General features: G+C 65.9%; 25 protein-coding genes. 13 read left to right on the plus strand and 12 right to left on the minus strand.

The genetic code is table 11. The features are described from left to right. Positions 1 to 186 precede the first annotated feature (186 nt). Positions 187 to 606 carry a pyridoxamine 5'-phosphate oxidase family protein gene (locus NP4_RS05175; RefSeq protein ID WP_255285485.1) on the plus strand — a complete coding sequence of 140 codons (420 nt, stop codon included), beginning with the start codon at positions 187 to 189 and terminating at the stop codon, positions 604 to 606. Positions 607 to 1,242: 636 nt separating this feature from the next. On the opposite strand, the gene NP4_RS05185 is transcribed toward NP4_RS05175, so the two are convergent. Next, the gene (locus tag NP4_RS05185; RefSeq protein ID WP_067992672.1) at positions 1,243 to 1,584 is read right to left on the minus strand and encodes a MerR family transcriptional regulator; all 342 of its coding nucleotides are present in this window, start codon (positions 1,582 to 1,584) and stop codon (positions 1,243 to 1,245) included. Between the two features lie 296 nt (positions 1,585 to 1,880). Here NP4_RS05185 and NP4_RS40670 point away from each other — a divergent pair, with 296 nt between their 5' ends. Then, positions 1,881 to 2,036 carry a hypothetical protein gene (locus NP4_RS40670; protein WP_156524885.1) on the plus strand — a complete coding sequence of 52 codons (156 nt, stop codon included), beginning with the start codon at positions 1,881 to 1,883 and terminating at the stop codon, positions 2,034 to 2,036. A 119-nt stretch (positions 2,037 to 2,155) separates the two neighbouring features. Here NP4_RS40670 and NP4_RS41485 read toward each other — a convergent pair whose 3' ends face one another. Genes NP4_RS41485 through NP4_RS43285 form a run of 3 tightly spaced genes read right to left on the minus strand, consistent with a single transcriptional unit; the run spans position 2,156 to position 2,816 of the window. Continuing rightward, positions 2,156 to 2,356 (minus strand): hypothetical protein, encoded by a 201-nt coding sequence (locus tag NP4_RS41485; RefSeq protein ID WP_067992675.1) that lies wholly within the window; start codon positions 2,354 to 2,356, stop codon positions 2,156 to 2,158. Continuing rightward, the gene (locus NP4_RS41490; protein WP_169813660.1) at positions 2,356 to 2,679 is read right to left on the minus strand and encodes an aminotransferase class I/II-fold pyridoxal phosphate-dependent enzyme; all 324 of its coding nucleotides are present in this window, start codon (positions 2,677 to 2,679) and stop codon (positions 2,356 to 2,358) included. Before NP4_RS41490 ends, NP4_RS41485 begins: the two co-directional genes overlap by 1 nt. Continuing rightward, complete coding sequence (locus NP4_RS43285; protein WP_218023977.1) at positions 2,676 to 2,816, minus strand: hypothetical protein; 141 nt, start codon at positions 2,814 to 2,816, stop codon at positions 2,676 to 2,678. The genes NP4_RS41490 and NP4_RS43285 overlap by 4 nt, the downstream gene beginning before the upstream one ends. Between NP4_RS43285 and NP4_RS43290 the strand changes: the two genes are divergently transcribed. Continuing rightward, positions 2,775 to 3,053, plus strand: coding sequence for a helix-turn-helix domain-containing protein (locus NP4_RS43290; RefSeq protein ID WP_082875559.1), 279 nt, complete (start codon positions 2,775 to 2,777; stop codon positions 3,051 to 3,053). The genes NP4_RS43285 and NP4_RS43290 overlap by 42 nt on opposite strands. Here the strand turns inward: NP4_RS43290 and NP4_RS05205 are convergent. The 4 genes from NP4_RS05205 to NP4_RS05220 all read right to left on the minus strand — a co-directional run bounded on the left by NP4_RS05205 (position 3,050) and on the right by NP4_RS05220 (position 7,388). Further along, positions 3,050 to 3,544 (minus strand): DUF6924 domain-containing protein, encoded by a 495-nt coding sequence (locus tag NP4_RS05205; RefSeq protein ID WP_147287860.1) that lies wholly within the window; start codon positions 3,542 to 3,544, stop codon positions 3,050 to 3,052. The genes NP4_RS43290 and NP4_RS05205 overlap by 4 nt on opposite strands. A gap of 78 nt (positions 3,545 to 3,622) precedes the next feature. Next, positions 3,623 to 6,232: a rifamycin-inactivating phosphotransferase gene (gene rph / locus NP4_RS05210; RefSeq protein WP_255285427.1), complete on the minus strand. Its 2,610-nt coding sequence runs from the start codon at positions 6,230 to 6,232 to the stop codon at positions 3,623 to 3,625. A gap of 71 nt (positions 6,233 to 6,303) precedes the next feature. After that, the gene (locus NP4_RS05215; protein WP_067992690.1) at positions 6,304 to 6,510 is read right to left on the minus strand and encodes a DUF397 domain-containing protein; all 207 of its coding nucleotides are present in this window, start codon (positions 6,508 to 6,510) and stop codon (positions 6,304 to 6,306) included. Continuing rightward, positions 6,507 to 7,388 carry a helix-turn-helix domain-containing protein gene (locus NP4_RS05220; protein WP_067992693.1) on the minus strand — a complete coding sequence of 294 codons (882 nt, stop codon included), beginning with the start codon at positions 7,386 to 7,388 and terminating at the stop codon, positions 6,507 to 6,509. Before NP4_RS05220 ends, NP4_RS05215 begins: the two co-directional genes overlap by 4 nt. 284 nt (positions 7,389 to 7,672) lie before the next feature. Here NP4_RS05220 and NP4_RS05225 point away from each other — a divergent pair, with 284 nt between their 5' ends. Further along, positions 7,673 to 9,211, plus strand: coding sequence for a M1 family metallopeptidase (locus NP4_RS05225; RefSeq protein ID WP_067992695.1), 1,539 nt, complete (start codon positions 7,673 to 7,675; stop codon positions 9,209 to 9,211). A gap of 43 nt (positions 9,212 to 9,254) precedes the next feature. Here the strand turns inward: NP4_RS05225 and NP4_RS05230 are convergent, their stop codons facing one another. Both NP4_RS05230 and NP4_RS05235 read right to left on the minus strand, forming a co-directional pair. Beyond that, entirely contained in the window at positions 9,255 to 10,766 is a 1,512-nt protein-coding gene (locus tag NP4_RS05230; RefSeq protein WP_082875561.1) for a threonine/serine exporter family protein, read from the minus strand. A gap of 76 nt (positions 10,767 to 10,842) precedes the next feature. Continuing rightward, positions 10,843 to 11,658 (minus strand): SAM-dependent methyltransferase, encoded by an 816-nt coding sequence (locus NP4_RS05235; protein ID WP_082875562.1) that lies wholly within the window; start codon positions 11,656 to 11,658, stop codon positions 10,843 to 10,845. 322 nt (positions 11,659 to 11,980) lie between these two features. Here NP4_RS05235 and NP4_RS40680 point away from each other — a divergent pair, with 322 nt between their 5' ends. Continuing rightward, positions 11,981 to 12,130 (plus strand): hypothetical protein, encoded by a 150-nt coding sequence (locus NP4_RS40680; protein ID WP_156524886.1) that lies wholly within the window; start codon positions 11,981 to 11,983, stop codon positions 12,128 to 12,130. A gap of 168 nt (positions 12,131 to 12,298) precedes the next feature. Beyond that, positions 12,299 to 13,486 (plus strand): oxygenase MpaB family protein, encoded by a 1,188-nt coding sequence (locus NP4_RS05245; protein WP_067992703.1) that lies wholly within the window; start codon positions 12,299 to 12,301, stop codon positions 13,484 to 13,486. Here the strand turns inward: NP4_RS05245 and NP4_RS05250 are convergent. Both NP4_RS05250 and NP4_RS05255 read right to left on the minus strand, forming a co-directional pair. Continuing rightward, positions 13,442 to 13,705 carry a DUF6653 family protein gene (locus NP4_RS05250; protein ID WP_067992706.1) on the minus strand — a complete coding sequence of 88 codons (264 nt, stop codon included), beginning with the start codon at positions 13,703 to 13,705 and terminating at the stop codon, positions 13,442 to 13,444. The genes NP4_RS05245 and NP4_RS05250 overlap by 45 nt on opposite strands. Continuing rightward, on the minus strand, positions 13,689 to 14,468 hold the full coding sequence (locus tag NP4_RS05255) for a class I SAM-dependent methyltransferase (RefSeq protein ID WP_067992708.1): 780 nt from the start codon (positions 14,466 to 14,468) through the stop codon (positions 13,689 to 13,691). The genes NP4_RS05250 and NP4_RS05255 overlap by 17 nt, the downstream gene beginning before the upstream one ends. A 63-nt stretch (positions 14,469 to 14,531) precedes the next feature. Between NP4_RS05255 and NP4_RS05260 the strand changes: the two genes are divergently transcribed. The 7 genes from NP4_RS05260 (at position 14,532) to NP4_RS05290 (ending at position 21,874) form a co-directional block, all read left to right on the plus strand. Continuing rightward, positions 14,532 to 15,437: a LysR family transcriptional regulator gene (locus tag NP4_RS05260; RefSeq protein WP_067992711.1), complete on the plus strand. Its 906-nt coding sequence runs from the start codon at positions 14,532 to 14,534 to the stop codon at positions 15,435 to 15,437. An 82-nt stretch (positions 15,438 to 15,519) separates the two neighbouring features. Continuing rightward, the gene (locus NP4_RS05265) at positions 15,520 to 16,089 is read left to right on the plus strand and encodes a cysteine dioxygenase family protein (protein ID WP_067992712.1); all 570 of its coding nucleotides are present in this window, start codon (positions 15,520 to 15,522) and stop codon (positions 16,087 to 16,089) included. Continuing rightward, on the plus strand, positions 16,086 to 17,111 hold the full coding sequence (locus tag NP4_RS05270; RefSeq protein WP_067992715.1) for a YeiH family protein: 1,026 nt from the start codon (positions 16,086 to 16,088) through the stop codon (positions 17,109 to 17,111). The genes NP4_RS05265 and NP4_RS05270 overlap by 4 nt, the downstream gene beginning before the upstream one ends. A gap of 107 nt (positions 17,112 to 17,218) precedes the next feature. After that, entirely contained in the window at positions 17,219 to 17,893 is a 675-nt protein-coding gene (locus NP4_RS42410) for a cupin domain-containing protein (RefSeq protein ID WP_245997183.1), read from the plus strand. Positions 17,894 to 18,400: 507 nt separating this feature from the next. Beyond that, a complete protein-coding gene (locus NP4_RS05280; RefSeq protein ID WP_067992718.1) occupies positions 18,401 to 19,285 on the plus strand; it encodes a helix-turn-helix domain-containing protein in 885 nt (294 codons plus the stop codon). 101 nt (positions 19,286 to 19,386) lie between these two features. Then, on the plus strand, positions 19,387 to 21,027 hold the full coding sequence (locus NP4_RS05285) for an AMP-binding protein (RefSeq protein ID WP_067992721.1): 1,641 nt from the start codon (positions 19,387 to 19,389) through the stop codon (positions 21,025 to 21,027). Continuing rightward, the gene (locus NP4_RS05290; RefSeq protein WP_067992725.1) at positions 21,017 to 21,874 is read left to right on the plus strand and encodes a class I SAM-dependent methyltransferase; all 858 of its coding nucleotides are present in this window, start codon (positions 21,017 to 21,019) and stop codon (positions 21,872 to 21,874) included. Before NP4_RS05285 ends, NP4_RS05290 begins: the two co-directional genes overlap by 11 nt. The last annotated feature ends 6 nt before the right edge of the window (positions 21,875 to 21,880 follow it).

Here is a 21,880-nt window from a genome sequence, read left to right on the forward strand (position 1 = left end):
GTCGTGAAACATGAAAGGATCAGGCAGACAATACGATCCAGTGATCGTCCGGTCACCTGTTACCGATCAGCGCCCGACCGGAACCCAGGGACTGCCCCGGCCAGAACGGGCTGTCGCGACCGGCGTCGATTTTCCAAGCGGTCATCGCAACCTGTTGGCATGCACGATGGTTCGGAGACGATAGCGATGGACGGACAACTCCGGTCCCGCGACCTGACGACTGTCGAGGCACTGAAATTGCTGTCGGGTGCCCGTTTCGGACGGGTCGTTTTCGCCCGTTACGCTTTGCCCACAATTCGCCCGGTCAACCACATCGTCGCCGACGACACGATAGTCATCAATGCCAACGCCGGCATCACGCTCAGCGTCACCCGCCAGGTAGTGGCCTTCGAGGCCGACACCATCGACCACGATTCCATGCTCGGCTGGTGTGTCATCGTCACCGGCACCGCCGAGGAGATCAACGACCCGCAGGAGATCGGCCGCTTCCAACGCCTCCTGGCCGCCGACCTCCCCGGCCCCCGAAATCGACTCATTCGCATACACACCGAAATAGTCACCGGCATCGAGTATCTGAACGCCGCGAGCATCCACGACCCGGCGTGATGCGTGACCGTCGGTCAACCACGGCTGTACGCCATGGGTTGCACGGCAATTACGCGCTCGGGTAGACGCCGCGAGAACCGTTGCTCGGTAGATTGTTTCGCATTCAGCAGGGGGAATGCGACATCCGGGGGTTTCGGGCAATGGGCATATCACTACAGGGCGAGTTGGAGCCGCTGCTTTCGAAGCTGTGGCAGGTCGCCGACGACAAATACATGAGCGACGCCGTCATGGATCCGACCAACGACGCCTAAGTGCGGCAGGCGCAGGAGGGCCTGCGGCATTTCAACCAGAACCTGTCGAGTCTGGTCGCTCGGTTCCGCGAGTACTACTCGCTGGACGGACATGATCTGGACCTGTTCGGGCGCGCATATCGACGGCGTCCAGAAGCAATTCCCCACGGCGGTGAGCAGATTCAACGAGGCAGCGGAAACTTTCCACGGTCTGCTCACCACGGTCCGCGACGAACTCGACGAATCCGGCCAGGCGATCGTGAGGGCCGCGACCACCTACCACGGGCCGACCAATACGAAGCCACCCAGATCCGCAATCTCGAAAACGACGTCCCCGCCCCCGGAAGCTTCGCGGGCGCTGACGATTACACGCCGCCCGAGTGGTTGAGCCCTTAGTTCATGAGCACTAACGATCGCGATGGCTGTCGCGCAGTTCGTCCCGTTCCTTGGTGAGGGCCAGGTTGGCGGCGTGTAGTTCGGAGTTGGCGTCCTCGAGTTCGAGGATGCGGCCGATACCCGCGAGATTGACGCCCCGCTCGACGAGCGCGGTGATGCGATGCAGGCGAGCGAGGTCGTCGCCGCTGTAGCGGCGGGTGCCGCCCGGGCTGCGGACGGGTGTGATCAAGCCGTGCTGCTCATACAGCCGCAGCGTCTGGATGCCGATCCCGGCCAGATCCGCCGCCACCGAGATCGCGTAGACGGCCCGGTCCGAATCCGGCAGATGTTCGTCGCGCCGCCCTGGACTCATACCACTCCTCACAGTTTCCGGGCGCAGCTTATCTCACCCCAGACCTTGCACTCTCCCCTGTCGAGTGCTAAACAATATCTGTGCCTACAGGCACAGATTATCTGAGGTCTCTTCGATGGAGAATGGAGTGAACCGCAGGTGGCAAGCATGCTGATGCTGACCAAACCCTCCCCTGCCCTGGATCGTCCAGCTCACCACGGGTTCGGAAAGCCCGCACGAACGACAGCGCTACCGATCGACATCTGGCGCGCCGGCGTGCTGCGGCCGAGTGTCCCGCTCGTAGCGAGGCAGCCGCGATGAACGTCGCCACCACGTCCGGCCCGACGCCACCGGCCGAGGAGGACACCCCGATCCTGCAATGGCCCGACCCGAGCCCGCTGCAGCACTGGTGGACCGAGGTCATGGATGGCGCGCTCACCCCCGCCCCGGCCTCCCCCACCACGCGATCATGACGGCGCTATTGGCCGCGGGGGCGGCGATTCCCGCCCTCGCCGCGATCGGGGCGTGGGCGACCGTCGCCGCCACCTACTGGCACGAACAGCGCAGGCACTTCCGCACCCCGCACACCTCGTTACGGCAGGCGCGCCCGCTGGAAAGCCTCGACCGCCACGCGCACGTCCTCGGCACTGTGCGCCGCCGAAAGCTGCACCCGAATGCGATCGGCGCCACGGGGCACGACCGGAAACGCCATGGGCACAACGTGTATGCCGAACGATCGCATCCGCCGCGCGAGCGCGACCGCGTCGCCGGTGAGCACCGTGAAGCCGGCCATCAGCTCCCGAAACAGGGCGGCAGCTGCGTTTCCACATCGTCGAGATCGGCGTGGCGGTAACGCAACCGACGGGCCCTGCTCAATCGGATCCCATCGATCATCGACGCGTGATTGAGCTCATCGGAGATCACCGCGTCGTCCGCGCCGAGCAGTGTCTCGAACACGCCACCGTTGGCGTCGAAACACGACGAGAACAGCACAGTCCGCTCGGCGCCCAGGAATTGGCTGACCCGGGCCCCCAATTCGATATGTCCGTCCTGGGTACCGCTGATGAAACGCGCACTCGCCAAGCCGAATCCGCGCTCGTCCACGGAATCGATCACGACGCGGCCAGTCGCCGGGGGAACTTCTGCGCCGCCTGTTCGCTACCGTCCCAACCGGTTTCGCGCAGCCACGTCTCGAAATCGAGCAGGCCGGGATGCAGGGCGCGCAGGGCGGACAGATCCCGATCCAGCGCCATGACATCGCGATTCTGGAAGAACTCGAACATGGCCGCCCCCACGAATGGATCACCCAGCGCCGCGTCGACCACGCCCGCCACCTGCTCGAAGCGACCGAACTCCCCATCAACGAGGTCGCGACCGCCGCGGGCTTCGCCGACCCGATCCTGCTGCGCAAACACCTGCGCGGCACGGTCGGCCTCACACCCAACGCCTACCGCCGGTCTTACGCAGCGCCCCAAGCGGATCCGGCCTAGCCGACGGCCTTGGCGTCGGCCAGGTTCTCGACGCCACCGTAGAGCATGTGTTGACGGCGTACGCCGTCGTCGTCGACATCGTCGGCGAACTCCTCCCAATCCATATTGGCGATCGAGAGATTGTTCTCGATCTCCTGGATCGTGTGCGGAAGCGCCCGGAACGATCGCCCCGCGGGCTCGCCCGGCCAGTCATCTTCCGGGTCGGGCTCCGAGCCGAGATCCACGACCAGAACAGGGTATTCGGGCGACCGAATCGTAGTCTCGTCCACGACCAGCAGCAATGCGTGCCCGCCGCCCTTCGGCAGGCGCTCCAGCAGATCGGCGACCGGCACGCCCTCGAAGGTCGGGTCGTCGACAAAGGTCACATCGGCCTTGAACTCATCCGGTGTCACCCAACCGATCCCGGCCTTCACCCGCTCCCAGGCCGCCTGGTCGGAGAAGTCGGTACGGACCACCGGCACGGCCGGCGTCTCCGGCAGAAGTTTCGTCATACCCTGCACCCTCTCACGGGGAGGTGCTCGGGCGACTCGAGCGACCGAGCGGCGGTGACGCCAAAGTTATCAAGCCCTTCAAGGGATTCGATGCCCGACGTCGAGGATTTCGACGTAGCCATCCGTACCGTTCACCCGAATGCGCTGCCCGTCCCGAATCAGCTCGGTGGCATGTTCCACACCCACCACAGCGGGCAGACCGTACTCGCGGGCGATGACCGCACCGTGGGTCATCAGACCGCCGACCTCGGTGACCAGGCCCGCGATCGTGACGAACAGCGGGGTCCAGCTGGGATCGGTGTAGGCGGTGACCAGAATATCGCCCGCTTCGAGATCGGCTTGCGAGATATCGGTGACGACGCGGGCGCGACCCTCGATCGTCCCGCCGGACACCGCGATTCCCGGCAGGGCGTCGGCGGGCAGATCCTCGCGGCGATAGGTTCCGCTGAGCGTCTCACCGTCGGAGGTGAGTACTCGTGGGGCAGTTAGCCCTTGGTAGGTGCGGAACGCCGCCTTGCGCTCGGCGATGAGTTCCGCATCGACCCGGTGACTGCGCACCACCTCGGCGAGCTCATCGAATTTCAAGTAGTAGATGTCCTCGGCCTCGCCCAGCACACCGGCTTCCACCAACCGCGCGGCCTCACCCAGCAGCGCCCGCTTGTAAACGAAATAGCGGCTCACCATGCCGTATTTCGGATACTCCCGATACCCGGCGAACATGCGGACGCGGTCGATCATCCGCTCGGTCTCCTCAGCCTTGCGCTCCCCGTCGGGCAGCTCGCGCAGGCGGCGCAGGAATTGTGCCTTCTTCTGCTCGGCATCGCGCCGCCCGTCCTCGAAGCGTTGCGCACCCGCGCCCGGCTCGAAGTTCTTGATATTGCTCAGAATCGTCGGCACCAGCGTGACCGGGTTCTCGCTCCAGCGCGGGCGGGTGATGTCGATCTCGCCCGCACAGCGCATGCCGTACTTGCCGAGGAACCCCTCGATCGCCTCGCGCGCCTCCGGACCACCGGCGCATTCGGCCAGCTCGTCCATGAAATCCCTTGGCTCCCCAGCTTTCTCGACACCTTGCAGGAAGTGCACCACTTCCGGATGCGGCCGGATCACATCGGCCACGTCCAGCAGCGCCAAACCCATCTCCGAGGTCACATTCCCCGGCACCGACTGGGTGAGCGCGTCGGCGGCGTTCTTCTCCCCCAGCCATTCCCGCAGCCGCTCGTTGAGCCACTCCGCGGCGTCCATCCCGGCCTTGATCACCTGCAACCCCAAGGGCGCGAACAGAACCCGTTGCAGCTCTGGGATATCGGCCATGATGTAGTCCAGCAGCGCCGATCCGGAGACGTCCCGGATGCCGCGTTTCAGCTCGGCCAGCGAGGCTTCGCTCTGCGCGATGATCCCGGTGACGATATCGGGATCGCTCTCGATCGGCGCGGAATCGGAAGCGCGCAGCGCGGCCGGTGCGCGCACCGAATCCCCTTCCGCCGCTTCACGAATGAAATCACCGCGTTCGACCACGCTCCGCAGCGCGTCCCCGATCAGCGGATCGGACTTGCCGAGCCCCTCGACCACCGCCGTGCGACTACTCGGCGACGCCAGCATCGCGGTGACATCCACGAACAACCGCCCGCCCGCATCGCGCATCGGAGCCCGACTCGTCAACTGCCACATCGAGATTCCCAGCGGCTTCATCGCATCGGTCATCATCTGCTGATGCCCGACGGAGACGTAGACGTGATTCTCGTCGTCGGCGGCCACGGGAATCGGGAACAGCGTGGTGATCGGCCGACTCTGCACAATGCGGATTTCCTCGCCGTCCAAACACCATTCGATGTCCTGCGGGCTGCCGAAATGCTTTTCGATGCGACGGCCCAACCTCGCGAGCCGCAGCGCCTCGGCATCCGAGAGCACCGGCTCTGCGGCGATCGTCCTATCGATGACCTCGCCCTCGCGAACCCGATAGATATCGGCGTTCACGAGTCCGGAAACGAGATCCTCCCCGAGTCCGAGGGCCGCGTCGATGGAAACGACCGTCCGATCCGAAGTGAGGGGGTCGGCGGTGACCATAACGCCCGCGGCCCGCGCCGCGACCATCCGCTGCACGACCACGGCCATACGAACCGTCGTGTGACCGAATCCATTTCGCATCCGATAGGCGACAGCCCGCTCGGTGAACAGCGAACCCCAACACCGGCTGACGTGTTCGAGAATCGCCGCGGTCCCCACGACATTCAAATAGCTGTCGTGCTGCCCCGCGAACGACGCGTTCGGCAGGTCCTCGGCCGTCGCACTGGATCGCACGGCGTAGGCCCCGTCCGCGCCGAGCCGGGTAAGCGCACCGACGATCTCGGCCGCCACCTCATCGGGAATCACCAGCCCCTCGATCGCGCCCCGAATCTCCGCACTCAGCGCCCGGATCGCCTCCCGATCGTCGGGCCGCAACCGTGACAACTCATCGATCCGCTCCTCGATCGACGGCACACCCGCCACAACCCGCGCGAAGACATCGGTCGTCACACAGAACCCGCCCGGCACCTCGATACCGTCGATCCGAGCCAACTCCCCCAGATTCGCCCCCTTGCCGCCGACCATCGCGACCTGGGTCCGGTCGATCTCCGCAAAGCCGAGCACATAGCCCATCCACCACTCCTCACCTGCGATTTCGACATTCAGGCAACGATTATGGACCATAACCCGACGCCTCATGAGGCTCCGGAATCGTGTATAAACTGAAAGGGGAAGGGGAAATCAGCCCAGCGCGATCAGGGGTGGCCGAAGCGGCCGGTCATGAGGTCGGCGGTGAAGGCGGACCATTCCGTTGGGGTGAAGAGCAAGGCCGGGCCTGTGGGCTGCTTGGAGTCGCGGATGCCTACCATGCCCTGGGCAAGGTATGCCACCTCCAGGCAGTCACCGCTCGCATAGCTACGGCTCGACTTGAACCACACTGCCGTTGATAAGTCGATGCTCACGTCGAGAGCTCCCTCGCGATCCTCAGGACCAGATCCCTGGTCGCATCTGGATTCAACGCTACACGCTCAAGTGTCCGCAGCACACTGCGATACTGGCTGAGATCGTCGTCCTCCGTCAGGTACAGAACACCCGTATACCCTTCAACGTAAACCACCGGCAACGGGGTCAGCCTGGTCTTCGGGAGCATCGGAAATTCTAGCCAGAGAAACGAACCGACCACTGCAGCAATAGGATTCGTTCCGGCAGGTATGACTCTCATTGATACGTTCGGCCGCTCAGCCAAATCGGCGAGGTGTCGCAGCTGATCACCCATAACGCCCGGTCCGCCGGTTGGCTGTCGCAAGACCGACTCCGCGATGAATGCGTCGAACTCGAACTGCGGATCCAGGAGACGCTGTCGACGCTGTTGAAAAAATCCCAGAAGCCCTTCGATTTCCTCGGACTTCTCGTTGGGAAACTCCGCCCACGCCAACTGCCGTCGATAGTCCACAGTCTGTAGCAGACCTGGTACGAGGGTAAGCTGAACTGACGTAATCTTCCGCGCAGCCTCCTCGAGGTCGAAGAAGCGATCAGTGCTTGGCCGGAGCTTGTTGATGAAAGCCCGCCACCGACGTCCGTCGCAGTTTCGTTCCTTCCGAACCTCTTCCGCAAGCATGTGCAACTGTCGCCGCTCGTCGTCACTCACCCCCAACACGTCACTGATGGCATTGATCCACATACTCGAGACGTTCTGCTTCACCCCGTCTTCGAGCCGCCCATACGTCTGCGGCGAGGTCTGAATCGCCCGAGCCACCGCATACTCCGACATCCCCGCCCGCTCACGAAACTTCTGCAACTGCCGCCCGAGCGCCCGACTCGCAAGGGTTGGATTAGCCATCGTTAGCCTCTCTCACGACTGAAGTGATTTTTGGAAAGGGTCAATCTGGAATATCGATGGATCTACGACAGCCGAACACCCGAATTACTCCACCCCACTGCGCCGAAGAGTATCACTTTCAATCAGTGAATCGTTCACAACACGACCGAAGGAGGAATTCAAAGTTCCTGCACCCCATGGATTTTCGATGTACCGGAATGCCCGACCACCCCACCGCAACCCCTAGCGAGGTCATCGAATCATGGTGTGTCCCAAGTCATTTGCCCATGCTTCCATCGAATGTTATGAAAGCCAAACACAGGGGGGCGGCCCGCATCACCGCTCTGGTGGTGACCGGTCTGGTAGCACCACTTCTCATCGCCGGACCGGGCGCGAACGCCCGCGCTCCGATCGGCGGGATCGGCGATCCGGTCTTCCCGAACATCGGCAGCGCCCTTTACGACGTCTCCAACTACAGCATCGACCTGAAGTACGACCCGTCCTCCGGGCGGCTCAACGGCACCACCACGATCACCGCCAAGGCGCGCCAGGATCTGAAGGCGGGCTCGGCGATCGGATTCGACTTCCTGCTGCAGACCCAGTCGGTGCTGGTCGAGAACCGGCCCGCCAAATACGCCCTGGGCAACGACAAGCTGGCCGTGACCATGCCGGTCAATCTCGCCACCGGCGACCAGTTCACCGCCGTCGTCGCCTACAACGACATCCCGTCGCGCGTGCAGAACGCCGCGGGCGCGCGCAACTGGATCGAAAACGCCAACGGCGGACTGATTTCCAACGAACCCTTCTCCGCCGAATGGTGGTACCCGAGCAACGACCATCCGAGCGATAAGGCGACCTACGCCGTCTCGGTCCTGGCCCCGGCGGATATGGATGTGCTGTCCAATGGCACGGAAACCAGTGTGACCCAGCAGATTCCGGGCTGGAAGCGGCACAACTGGCTCAGCAAGTCCCCGCAGATTCCCTACGCCACCTATCTCGCGGTCGGCAAGTACGAGCGCGGCGGCCAGAACGGCGGCTCGCCGACCCGGCCGAATCTGACCGCCTACGCCAAGGATCTGGACCCGACCGTCCGGGCCAACGCCAAGGCCAGCGTCGAGCGCACGCCGGAGATCGTGGACTGGCTGTCGAGCGTGCTCACCCCGTACCCCTTCGAAGCCACCGGCGGCGTCGTCGACGCCAAAATGGGCGGTTTCGCCCTCGAAACCCAAACCCGCCCCACCTACACCGACGGATTCTTCACCCGCGGCAAGAACGATTCGGTGATCGTCCACGAGAACGCCCACCAGTGGTTCGGCGACTCCACCTCGGTCGCCACCTGGAAGGACGGCTGGCTCAACGAGGGCTTCGCGAGCTACATGGAATACCTCTGGTCGGAGCGCAACGGCACCGGCAGCGCCGCCGAAATCGCCGACTACGCCTACGACACCTCCACCCGAATCGACTGGAACGTAGTCCTCACCGACCCGGGCCCCGCCAAGGTCCTCCCCGCCGAACTGTATTCCCGTGGCGCCCTGGCGATTCAGGCCCTTCGCAGCGCCCTCGCCGACGACGACATCTTCTTCAATATCCTCCGCGAGTGGCTCACCAAGCATAAATACAGCAACGGCAAGGTAGCCGACTTCATCGACACCGCCAACGCCGTAACAGGCCGCAACACCACCCCCCTCTTCAAAACCTGGCTCACCGACAAGGGCAAACCCGCATACAAGCCCAGCGAAGCCACCCTCAACGGCACCGCACCCACCACACCCCGAACCATGGCCCCCAGCCCCAAGCCGAAGGCCTGGGACACCCTCTACGCCGTGGTGACCGCCAAGCAGTAGCCGAAAAACATGTGCCGCGCTCCGGATTTCGTCCGGAGCGCGGCTACGGCTCGGGTCGAACCTCCCGAGCCGTCGGCCGCGGCTCGGTATCCAAACTCGCCGAGCGAATCCGGGTCCGCATGCCGACCATCCGGCGCGCTCCGCCGGTCGCCACGAAGTTGCCCAGGACCAGCCCGGCGCCGATCGCAAGTGTCGTGAGCACGGCCAGCGCGAACGACACGCCCGAGCCCGGCGCATGACCGATGAACCGCAGCAGCGAATGCGCGACGGCCAGCGATGGCAGCAGCGCGCCGCAGAACGCCGGGACGATGATCGACGCCGGGGAGATCCGCAAGCGCGCGGCCGTCCAGGTGCAGATGGCGCCGAGAATCGCCGCGCCGAGCATCAACGACAATTGCAGGCCGATATGCGCACGGGCGCACAGCTGCAGGATCACCTGGGTGAATACCGCCGCCGCCATGGCAATCGGCACCACTCGCGCGGTGGCCCCCTGTGCGAAGGCATTCGCCGCGGCCGCGATCGCCGAGGCGAACAGCGCCCACAGCGGCGTCAGGCCGGTCAATTGAATCGAGGACGGATCGACCTCGAGATTCACCCATCGCGTGATCGCCAAACCGACCTGAATTCCGGTGACCATGCCGAGCACCACCAGACCGATGCCCAAACCACGTACCAGCGCCAGACTCCGAAATCCCGAAATCGCGTCCTGCGCGGTCGCCACGATCGCCGGATGCGGCAGCAGCAACACCACGCACGCGGCGACCATACTCGCCGCCTCACCGGGATTGATCGGACTGTAGGAGATCGCCAGACTACCGACCACCGTCGTCACCGCCATCTGCGCGACCGCCACGAAAAATATTGGCAGATAACGACTTCCGAGTGCCCGACCCAGATACATCAGCACGAACATCAGAACGAACGCGCCCAGCGCCGACCAGTAGGTCCCACCCGCCTGCAACGCGACGACCACCCCGAGAACTCCCATGGCCCCTGCCACAACGCCATAGGGCCAACGCGGCCCCGACCGCATCTCCTCCACCAGCCGCCCACTGGCCTCGGTCATATCGATCCGATGCCCCACGATGTCGTCGACCACCCCGTACACATTGTTGAGCCGATGCAGATCCGCCCCCGTCTCCCGCACGGCCCGCAATCCGGCGATCGTCGGCTCATCCGGCACGGCATACACCATATGAATCGAGGACCCGGAGAATACGAGTTCCACCGCCGCCAGATTCCAGGTCGCCGACACCGCGACAATCGCCACCTCGACGCTGCGCGCGTCGGCCCCCGACGACAGCATCACCTCCCCCAGATCCAAACAGAAGTCGATCACTTGCCGCGGCGAATACTCTTCACCGGTCGCCGTCGGCGAGGGCGTCACCTCCGAATAAATACTCCCGCGCAGCAACAGCGCGATATCGCGCCGCTGCTCGGCCGTGACCACTCGCTGCCGACGCCGCCGCACCCGCGCCCGATTCCCACCCTCGACCCCACCGGCCGCACTGCGCTCGACCGATGCCCGCGTACGTCCGATACGAATACGTCTCATATCGGAACCAGCATTGCCGCCAGTTAGCCAGTTCGCAACCCGCTGACCGTCGCACCGCTCGGTATCGCCCTCGATGTCAGGGTTTGACCGCGACGCCACCCACGGCGTCGTACCAATAGGTGGTGGTATCGGATCCAGGTTCGGGATGCCACAGCGGCAGTGGGACCAGGCCGGGTTCGATCAGAGCGAAATCACCGAAGCAGTCCTCGATTTCGGCGCTGCTGCGCGCGACGGTCGGCGTGGTGGTCCGAGCGGCCAGCGCCAGCCATTCGGCGAGTTCGTCAGGGGGATAGTGATCACTCGGCGCGGAATGGGATACAGCCAGGTAGCTCCCCGGCACCAGATGCTCGTCCAGGTGCGCCAGCAGCGGCCGCAGCGGGTCCGCTACCGCGTGCAACATCAACAGCATCAGCACCGCGACCGGCTCGGTGAAGTCCAGGCGGGTGGTCACCACAGGGTCGGTGAGAATGGCGTCGATATGGCGAACGTCGCCCTGGACGGTTTCGACCCATTCCACGTCCGCGAGCAGACGGCGGCTCATGATCAGCGCGACCGGATCGATATCGACGTACACCAGGCGCGCGCCGGAAACGTCACCGGCGTCGGTGATGATCTCGTGCACATTGCCCGCCGTCGGGATACCGGAGCCGATATCGAGAAACTGCCGCACCCCTCGATCGAGGAGATAGCGGATCACTCGGCGCAGGAACGCGCGATTGGACCGCGCGGCATGGAACATGTGCGGCCATCGCAGCCGGTAGGCCTCGGCCAGCTCCCGGTCGGCCCGGAAGTTGTGTGACCCGCCGAGTGAGTAGTCGTACATCCGCGCCAGACTCGGAACGGTCGGGTCGACGCCGTCACCGGCCCAGTCCGGTTTCATGTTCTGCCCCATCGGATTCGGATCGCTCCCCCGGTCCGAATGCTACGGACTCGGCGGCCATGTGAGAAGACAACCCCTCCGGGTATTCGGCCTACCAGGGCGATGCGACAGGCGACAGGCGGCGAGGACGATGCTCTACCGGGCACAGGTCCGCTAGTTCATCGAGCAGGGATTCGTCCGGCTGCGAGCGGTCTTCCCGGATTCGATCGCACAGCGATGCCTGCGCATCATGTGGCCGGACACCGGCTGCGAACCGGACGACCGGGGCACATGGACGAAACCGTCGGTGCGGCTGCCCGGATACGATTGCGAGCCCTTCCGCACAGTCGCGCGGATGCCGGAGCTGGGGCAGACCTTCGACACGCTGGTGGGCCCGGGGCGGTGGGTGCGCAAGGACGGCCTCGAGGCGGTCGCGGTCCGCTATCCGCATCCCGATCCGCCGAACGACGACTACTGGCACGGCCTCAGCGAGAAAAGTTTCTGATGATTCTCTGTTTAAAGCGGCCTTGAACAGTCGTTTATTCCTGTATGTTACTGACCATTCTCCAACGCCACGGACAATCGAGAGGCGAATGATGAGTCCCTGGAACCTGATTCAAGATCTTCTCTACCGGCTCGATGCCGGATCCTCCGCATTCGGTGGGTGAGCGCGATGAGTGAGTGGAACAGGCGTGACGCGCTGCGAGTCAGCGGCGGACTCCTGGGCGCGGTCGCCGCGCTGGCGCTGACGGCACGCACCGCGAGGGCCGAGCCGTGGGTCGGCGGCGGCGCCGATCCCCTGACCCTGTGGGACCCCGAAGCCGATCCGATCGTCGCCGACGTAATGGACCACACCGACGTACCGCAGGTGAACCGGCTGCTGGGAACCTGGACCCGCAACGGTCAACCCCTCCCCGACGGGCTGCCCGCGAATCTGCGCGAATTCATCGAAGACGCCCGCCGCCTTCCGGATTGGGCCGATCCCGGCAAACTGGCCGCCTCCTTCGAATTCAACAAGAAGCGCGGCACCTACCTCGGCGTGCTCTACGCATTCGCCAGCGGCATGATGTCCACGGTCATTCCGCACGAGGCGCTCGCGGTGTACTACTCGCGCGGCGGATCGCATTTGAAGGATCGCATCGCCAAGACCGCCAAACTCGGCTACGACATCGGCACGGTCAACGCCTACGCTCCCGACGGTCAGATGATCGTCACGTGCGTCAAAACCCGGATCATCCACGCCGCGGTCCGACATCTGCTGCCGCAATCGTCGCACTGGCCGCAGGGCCACACCCCGATCAGTCAGGACGATCTGATGGTGACCTGGCACAGCCTCGCCACCACCATCATGCGCACGTTCCGCACCTGGCAGATCCCGATACCGCCCGCGGAATCCGAAGGCTACCTGCACAGTTGGCAGTTGGCCGCCCATCTGCTCGGCGTCCGCGACGAATACATTCCCGCGTCGTGGGAGCAGGCCGACGCGCAGGCCCGTCAGGTCCTCGACCCGGTCCTGGCCCCGACCCCCGAGGGCGCCGATCTGGCCCACCGGCTGCTCGACCTCGGCGTCAATATCGATCTGAGCCTGCTCAGCAAACCCATTCTGGGCGCGTTCACCCGCTACATCCTGGGCGACCGGATCGCCGACTGGCTGGCAATTCCCCGAGAACCGGTGTGGGGCCCGCTACTCCAGTTCAGTTGGCCCCCATTCCTCGCCGTGCGCGAGGGCATCCTCGGCGCGATTCCCCCGACCCAGGACGCCTATTGGCTGTTCGACGAATTCCTGCGCCAGTTCGCGCTGTGGTATCTGGCCGAGCTACGCATGCCGATCAGCATCGAAATCCCCCAGACCAACCGGTGATTCGCGGGTCTGGTCGTAGTAGATGCCCAGGCGGTCGATTCGCCAGAGTTGACCGTAGACGATCAGCGCCGCGCCGAAGACGGTCGGCCAGATCTCGAGCGCGGCCAGACCCCAGATCAGCAATACCGGGCGCTGATCGGGCCGATCCGGGCGCTGAGCGCCCGAGGCAGTCGCGAACGGCCACGGTGATCCGCGCAGCCGATCACAACTGCCGGACACGCAGCACACCGGTCAGCATCGGGAGGTCGAATTCGCCACTGGCGGTTTCGGTTCGGCTCGCGAGATAGGCCCGGATGCGGCCGAGCGTGTCCTGCCTTTCCTGTTCCGACATGACCAGCACACCCGCCCGCGTCGCCAATGTCTCGACGAGCGAGTCGGCACTGCGACGCTGCCCGTGTTCGAATTCGGCCTGTTCGGGCGCGCCGAACCGAGCGGCCCGGCCGGGACCAGGGAGGTGCAGGCGCGCCGTCGCCGCGCGCCAGGTGGCGACGGTGTCACGCGGACCGATCACCGCCCTCCCGCTGACCTGTTCGAGCCCGGCCAGCCAATCCACCCGGGTATCCAGGACATTCCACAAACCGGCCAGAACTCCTTCGGGCGCAAGCACTCTGGCTATCTCGGGACCGGCAGCCGCCATATCGAACCAGTGCAGCGCATTCCCGGCCAGCACCGCATCGACGGACCCGTCCGGCAACGGAATCTCCTCCGCACTCCCCGACAGCGCACGGACGCCCGGCAACGCCCGCCGCAACTGCGCCAGCATCGCCGAATCAGGCTCTACCGCAACGCCATCCGCCCCCAGCGTCACCAATGTACCGGTCAGCTTCCCGGTTCCGGCCCCGAGGTCGAGCGCCCGAGACCCGGGCGCGGCCGCGAGCGCCCAGCGCACGGCGGTCGGCGCGTAGTCCGGACGATGCTCGGCATACGCGGACGCCACCGTGCCGAACGACGAACAGTGCAGTGGCCGCTCATGATTCCCCATCCGAACACCCTACGCGCGCTGAAGTTCGGCGACTTCGATCAAAGATCTCCTTATGATTCGGTGATGCTCGAATCCCGGCACATCAAGACGTTCCTCGAAGTCGTTCGCAGCGGCTCGTATTCGGCGGCGGCGCGCGGTCTCGGGTACACCCAACCGGCGATCACTCAGCAGATGAAGGCCCTGGAGCGGGAAGTCGGTATGCCACTGTTCATTCGGATGGGGCGCGGGCTGCAACTGACCGAGGCCGGGTCGACGCTGGCTCGCCACGCCGAGATCATCGCGAACGACCTCGCGGCGGCGCACAATCAGCTGCGCGCGCTGGCCAAACTGGAATCCGGACTGGTCCGCTTGTGCGCCTTCCCCAGCGCGAATGCCACGGTCGTGCCGCGCGCGGCGGCCGGGCTGCTGGCCAACCATCCGGGCGTGCGGGTGGAGTTGCAGGAGGCCGAACCGCCGGAGTCGCTGTGGCGGCTCAGCCGCGGCGAATGCGATGTCGCGCTTGCCTTCACCTATCAGGGCTCCGACACCGAACCGCCGCCGGACGTCGAACGAATCGCGCTGATGGAGGACCTGCTCACCATCCTGCTGCCGTCCGGACATCCGCTCACCCGCCACCACAGCGTCCGGCTCGCCGACCTCGCCGAGGAGCGGTGGATCGCGGGATGTCCGCGGTGCCGGGCCAATCTGCTGCACCTGTGCGCCGAGGAGAACTTCGTGCCGGACATCGTATTCACCACCGACGACAATCTGGCCGTGCAGAGTCTGGTCGCGGCGGGAGTGGGCGTGGCCCTGATGCCCGCGCTGGTGCTGTCGTTCCTGTGTCATCCGAATGTGCAGGGCCGGGTCCTGGCGGGACGGCCCACGCGCCGGGTCTCCGCATTCGTCCTGGCCGATCGCCTGCGCGTTCCGGCGATCGAACTGGTGCTCACCGAACTCGAGGCGGCCGCCGCGGCGAGCATCGGCTGCTGATGGTCAATTCATAAGCAATACTTGGGGATTGGCCAACATTTCGTCATTGGACGTTATGGATAGCCGCCTCGACACTGCAAGTATGCCCGCGCTCGTTACCTCCGACGGAATCACCACCCGCACCACCGAACTTCTCGGCGAACTGATCCACTCGGTCCGTCACATCGTAGGCCGCGGCCTCGCTCCGCAACCGACCGCGGATCTGGTGGGTCAGGCCCTCGAACCCGTCCTGGGCCGGCCCGGCCTGCTCACATCCGAACAGTCCGAGGGCGATCCGGACCGCTACCGCCAGCACATCCTGCACGCCGAGCCGGACGGCCTGTTCTCGATCGTCGCCCTGGTCTGGCTACCCGGTCAGCACACCACCATTCACGACCACGTGTCCTGGTGCGTCGCGGGCGTGCACGAGGGTCAGGAGAGCGAGCGACGCTATCACCTGGCACCCGACGGACCGACATGTCGTCTGGTGGTGGGCGAGGATGTGCTCAATCCGGTCGGCGCGGTGTCGGCCTTCGCACCGCCCGGCGATATCCACCGCGTGCGCAATGCCGGTGCTACCAAAGCGATTTCGATCCACCTCTACGGTGCGAACATCGCACGGCTCGGCACCAGCATCCGCCGCGACTACGCGCCGCCGGTCGAGGAAGCATGAGTCTGCGGCTACGCCCGCCCGCCTCGCTGCGCGCGACCGGCGGGCGCGGCGTCACGGGACTGTGCGTGGCCGCGCTCGGCGTCGGATCGGCCACGATCGTCCACTACCTGTTGCCCGCGATTCCGGTGCCGACCGCGGCCGTGGCGCTCGGTGTACTCGCCGCGCATCTGCCGGGTGTGCGAACATTCGTGCGCACTAGCGCTCGTCCTGGCCTGAGCATCGCGTCCAAACAGGTGATGCGGCTGGCGATCGTCCTGCTCGGCCTGCAGCTGAGCATGTCCGATGTCCTGCGGCTCGGCTGGGCGACCGCGATGATGGTGCTGACCGTGGTGCTCGTGACATTCCTCGGCACGCTGTGGCTGGGCCGCCGCATCGGCCTGCCCGGCGATCAACCACTGTTGGTCGCGACCGGTTATTCCATCTGCGGCGCTTCGGCGATCGGGGCGGTCAGCCGGGTATCGGGCAGCCGCGAGGAGGACATCGCCGACTCGGTCGCGGTCGTAACCCTGTGCGGCACACTGGCTATCGCGGTGCTGCCGCTGCTCCAACATCCACTCGGTCTCGGCGACGAGCCCTTCGGGCGCTGGGTCGGCGCGAGCGTTCACGATGTCGGGCAAGTGGTCGCGGCGGCCCAGACCGCGGGCGCTGCCGCACTCAGCGCCGCGGTGCTGGTGAAACTCATGCGAGTGGTACTGCTCGCCCCGCTGGTGGCCCTCGTGGCCGCCCGCCGCCGCGCGACCGGCGCCACCGGCTCCGGCGCACGACCACCGCTCGTCCCATTGTTCGTCGCCGGTTTCCTGCTGATGATCCTCATCCGCAGCACCGGTCAGGTCCCGACCGAGATCCTCGAATTCGTCAGCGCCACACAGGGTCTGCTACTGGCCGCCGCCCTGTTCGGTCTCGGCGCGATGATCAACCTGTCGTCGATGACCCGCACCGGCAGCCGAATGGCCGGCCTCGGCCTCGCCTCCTGGGTGACCATCGCCGCCGTGTCTTACGCGGGGGTCCTGCTCACCACCTGACCGGAGGTGACTTTCGACCCGGGATTCCGGGACCGGCGGGCATATCGCGAACCCCCGCGGCGGCGTACGGTCGGCTGCGGGTGGGGTGACCGGTGAAGGTGACCGAAGTGACCAAATTCGTGCAGACCATCGAGTTCAAGACCATACGACTCGACGAATTCAACAAAGTCCTCGACGAGTGGCTCGCGGCGACCGAGGGCAAGCGGGCCGCGACCCACATCATGGAAACCAGAGATCGCGACCAGGACGACACCTATATGCAGATCGTGGAGTTCCCGTCCTATGAGCAGGCCATGGCGAACTCCACCCTTCCGGAGACGACCCGGCTGGCCGAGGCGCTCACCAAGTTGTGCGCCGGACCACCCGTATTCCGCAATCTCGACCTGGTGCGCGAGGACGACATGTCCACGCGCCCAGGGCCGAGTCTGCTGATCAAGAGCTTCGACACACCCGACGAGACACGGCCGTTCGAGTCGGACAGCGGCCGACTCGACCTCGTCCACGCCGATACCGGACCGGTCGGCCGCGCGGTGTTCCAGCCGGGTTGGCGTTGGTCGACTCATGTGAAGCCCATCGCCGGAACCGACAGCTGCCAGGCGGCCCACGTCGGATACTGCGTATCCGGACGCATGCGCATCGTGATGGACGACGGATCCGAAGCCGAGGTCGCCGCGGGCGATTTCATGTTCTGCCCACCCGGACACGACGCCTGGACCATCGGTCACGAACCCTGCGTCATGATCGACTGGACGGCAGCCGCCGATTACGCGCGCCGACGCTGAGATCATTACTTCGTAGCAGGCGCCGACTGCAATTGAAGTTGCGTCCGACTTCGCGAATTGCTGTCGGCGACCTGCCGAGCGGCCCACTGCTCGTCGAATCCGAGCGCCTTGGCCCAGCCCCAGATCGTTGCCTCCTCGACCAGCGTCGATGCCGTGGCGGATCTCCCTCGCGTCGAGCATGTTCGGCCGCCACGCTCAATGTCCGGATCGCGTCCTGGCAGCGGGCCCGCTCGACATCGATGCAGCCGTGGCAGTACCGCACGGAGATGGCCAAGGTCCCACCATGATCGCATCGCCATTGCGCCGCAACATGATCGGGCCCAGGATCAGTATCTCCATGCCGCTCACGAATCTCCCTCGTTTCGATCGTTCCAACCCCGAGCCGACTGCCGCTGTCCATCGTCCAGTGCGCGATCGATCGGCGGTATCCCTGAAACAAGGGGTGGTTACGCGTCGACTTATCGGGAACTTACGGCCGCGTCCGGTCTGTTCTATAGCCTCGGCAACGTGGTGTTCGACTCGACTCGTTTCGACCTTCGACCTTATCTCGGCTTCGACATGGACCGGTTCGTCCGGCGGACATACTGCAGCTGGCAGGACGCCGGGTGGCAATCGCTGCTCGTGCAGCGGTTCGAGCATCCCCCGGTGGCCGAGGACATGGCCTTGCCCGCGGCGGCGGATCTGCATCTGGTGCTCCCGCGCGCCGGACACGGGGTTGTGGAGACGCGCAGCGGCGGGCGGAGCAGCCGTCGGACCTGGGCGCCGGGGCGGCTCGACCTCAGGCTCCCGGAGCAGCATGTCGTGCGCCGGTATCGCGCCGAAGGGCCGATGCGCAGTGTGCAGGTACACATTCCGCGCGACACCTTCGATACGGCCGCGAAGCAATTGGGCGGCCCCGCAGTGGATTTCGAGGCCATGGCCGCATCCTTGGCCACGGGCGATCCGCTGATCGAACAGCTCGTGCGAGCGGTCGGCGAGGCCGACGCGGCCGATGATCTCTACGCCGAGTCGGCGGCCGCGTTCCTCAGCGTGCACCTGCTGGTCCGGCATGCCCGCGCCGCGGCTCCCCGGATGCGGGAGGACGGGCGCGTGCGCGCGGCCGTGGCGATGATGCGGGAGCGGTTCGCCGAACCGATCACCCTGGCCGATATCGCGGCCGAGGCGCATCTGAGCGTCTACCACCTCGTGCGGGTGTTCCGGGAGGCGACCGGGACGACGCCGCATCGGTTCCTCGCCCGGCTGCGGGTGGAGCAGGCGAAGCGACTGCTGCGCGATACCGAACTGTCGATCGATCAGATCGCGCCGCGCTGTGGCTTCGGCAGCCCGGGCGCGCTGTCGACCGCGTTCCTGCGGCACACCGGAACCCGACCCTCGGTGTACCGCAAGATTTGACCGATCCTCGGCAATCGCGCGCATGGCTCGAGCGGGGGCATCACGTTGTACTTGGAATTCGAAAGATCACCGAAACTGTTGTGTGAGAAGGGCGGCGACGCGTGCACGAAGGATGGCTGACCGATGTCGTGGCCGGCTACGAGAACGATTACGGGCCCGCGCACGAATACCTTCGCGAGGACGGCGAATGGATCACGGTCAGCCGCCACGAGCTGTTGCGCGGGGTGCGCTCGGCCGCCACGGGCTGGCGCGCGGCCGGTCTGCGACCCGGTGACCGGGTCGCGGTGGAGGCCACCGATCCGCACCTGTTCGTCCCGGCGTTCCTGGGCGCGCTGTGGTCGGGCGTGATTCCCGTGCCGATACCGCCGCCGCCACCCGCGGGACGTCGCGCGGCGTGGAATACACAGGTGGCGGCGATGATTCGGACCGCGCAGGCCCGCTCGATCGCGCTGCGCGATGCCGCGGATCGGCCCGCGAACAGCGCGACGCCGATCGTTTTGGACGACGTACTGGCCGCGCCGCCGGAACATCCGGTCCCCCATCGCGCCGACCCGGACGCGACGGCCTACATCCAATTCAGCAGCGGCAGTACCGGATCCCCACGCGGCGTTCCCGCGCGGGTGAGCGCGGTGCTGGCCAACGGCACCGCCATCATGCGCGACGGCCTGCACAGCGACCCCGCCGTCGGCCGCGGACTGTCCTGGCTGCCACTGCATCACGACATGGGCCTGGTCGGATTCGTCTTGGCTCCCTTATTGGTCGGCGTCCCCGTGTCCTTCCTACCGACCCGCTTCTTCGTCCGGAATCCGGGGCTGTGGCTACGGGCCATGTCCGACCGACGCGCCACGATCAGCTTCGCACCCAACTTCGCCTTCGCCCTCGCCGCCCGCCGGACCCCGGCCGCCGAGATCGTCGCGCTGGATCTCGGCCACGTGCGGGTGCTGGGCTGCGGGGCCGAGCCCATCAATCATGGTGTGCTGCAATACTTTCTGAATACTTTCGCCCCGGCCGGGCTCGCACCGGAGGCGCTGTCACCGTGCTACGGACTGGCCGAGGCCACCCTCGCGGTCGCACTCTCCAGTCCGAAGCGCCGATACCGTACGGACCGCGTCGACGCCGCCGCACTGTCCACCGGACACGCCATCGCGTCCGATGCCTCCGAGAACGTGGAGACCCTCGTCGGGTGCGGACCACCCCTGCCGGGCCACGAGATCGCCGTCCGCGACGCCACCGGCGATGTCCTCGGCGAACGAACCGTCGGCGAGATCTGGGTACGCGGTCCCTCGGTCGCGCACACCTACCTCGGGTCCGACCCCGAGACGCACACGACATTTCGGCCCGACGGCTGGCTGCGCACCGGAGACCTGGGTTATCTGGCCGACGGTGAACTGTTCGTCACCGGCCGCGTCAAGGATCTGCTGATCCTCAACGGCCTCAATATCGACCCCCAGCGCGTGGAGTGGATCGCCGAAACCGTGGTCGGCGTGCGCGCGGGCGGCGTGGTCGCCTGCACCCGGCCCGGTCCGCGGTCCGAGGAATTGGTGGTGGTCGCCGAGTGCCGCACGCCCGAGACCGCCGACGTCCCCGCGGCCCTGCGGGAGGCGGTTGCCGCCGCACTCGGCATTCCCGTCCACGACGTGGTGACCGTCGCGCCCGGCACGGTCCCCCGAACAACCTCCGGAAAGCCCCGGCGGCAGGAGACCCGCCGCCGCTACCTGGAAGGCGCGCTACATGTCCAGTAAGGCCGACCTCGCCGTCAGTTATGATCTCGATCCCGAATTCTTCCGGCTGTGGCTCGACAGTCGAATGAACTACACCTGCGCGGTATTCGACGACACCGACGATCTCGACGCCGCGCAACTCGCCAAACTCGCCGTCCTGCACGACTTCGCGCAGATCACCCCCGACAGCCGGGTCCTGGACATCGGCTGCGGCTGGGGCAACAATCTCGCCTATCTCACCCAGGAACGCCAGGTCGCCCGAGCGCACGGCATCACCCTGTCCGAGGCCCAGTACAACGACATCGTGCGCCGCGACCTGCCGGGGGTGAGCGTCTCCTGCGTCGACTACCGCGACTTCGAACCGTCGCACACTTTCGATGCGGTGCAGTCGATCTGCATGATCGAACACGTCTGCACCCCCGAGGAGGCGCGTGCGGGCCGGGCCGTGGCCCGCTACCGCGACTACTTCCGCAGGGCGTGGACGTGGACCAGCCCCGGCGCCTACTTCGCATTGCAGACCGGCCTGCGCGACCGCGTACCCCGACGCCCCGAGGAGGTCCGCGAGCTGCGCTGGCTCGGCGAGACCATCTTCCCCGGCGGGATGACCCCGCGCGCGGAGGACATCATCATGGCCGTCGGACCCTACTGGGAGGTCATGCAGCTGCGCACGCGGCGCGAGGACTACGAGCGGACCACCACCCATTGGCGCACGCGGCTGCGCGCGCATGAGGAAGAAATCCGAAACCGCTGGGGCGATGAGCTTTTCGAGACCTACGACCGCTATCTGACGTGCTGTATCAACTCCTTCGCCCGCCGCCACATGACCCTGTCGCAGTGGCGTCTGCGCCGCGTCGACGATCCCGAGTGAAAGGAA

It is taken from the genome of Nocardia pseudobrasiliensis NBRC 108224 (genome assembly GCF_001613105.1).
In the GTDB taxonomy this organism is placed as follows: domain Bacteria; phylum Actinomycetota; class Actinomycetes; order Mycobacteriales; family Mycobacteriaceae; genus Nocardia; species Nocardia pseudobrasiliensis.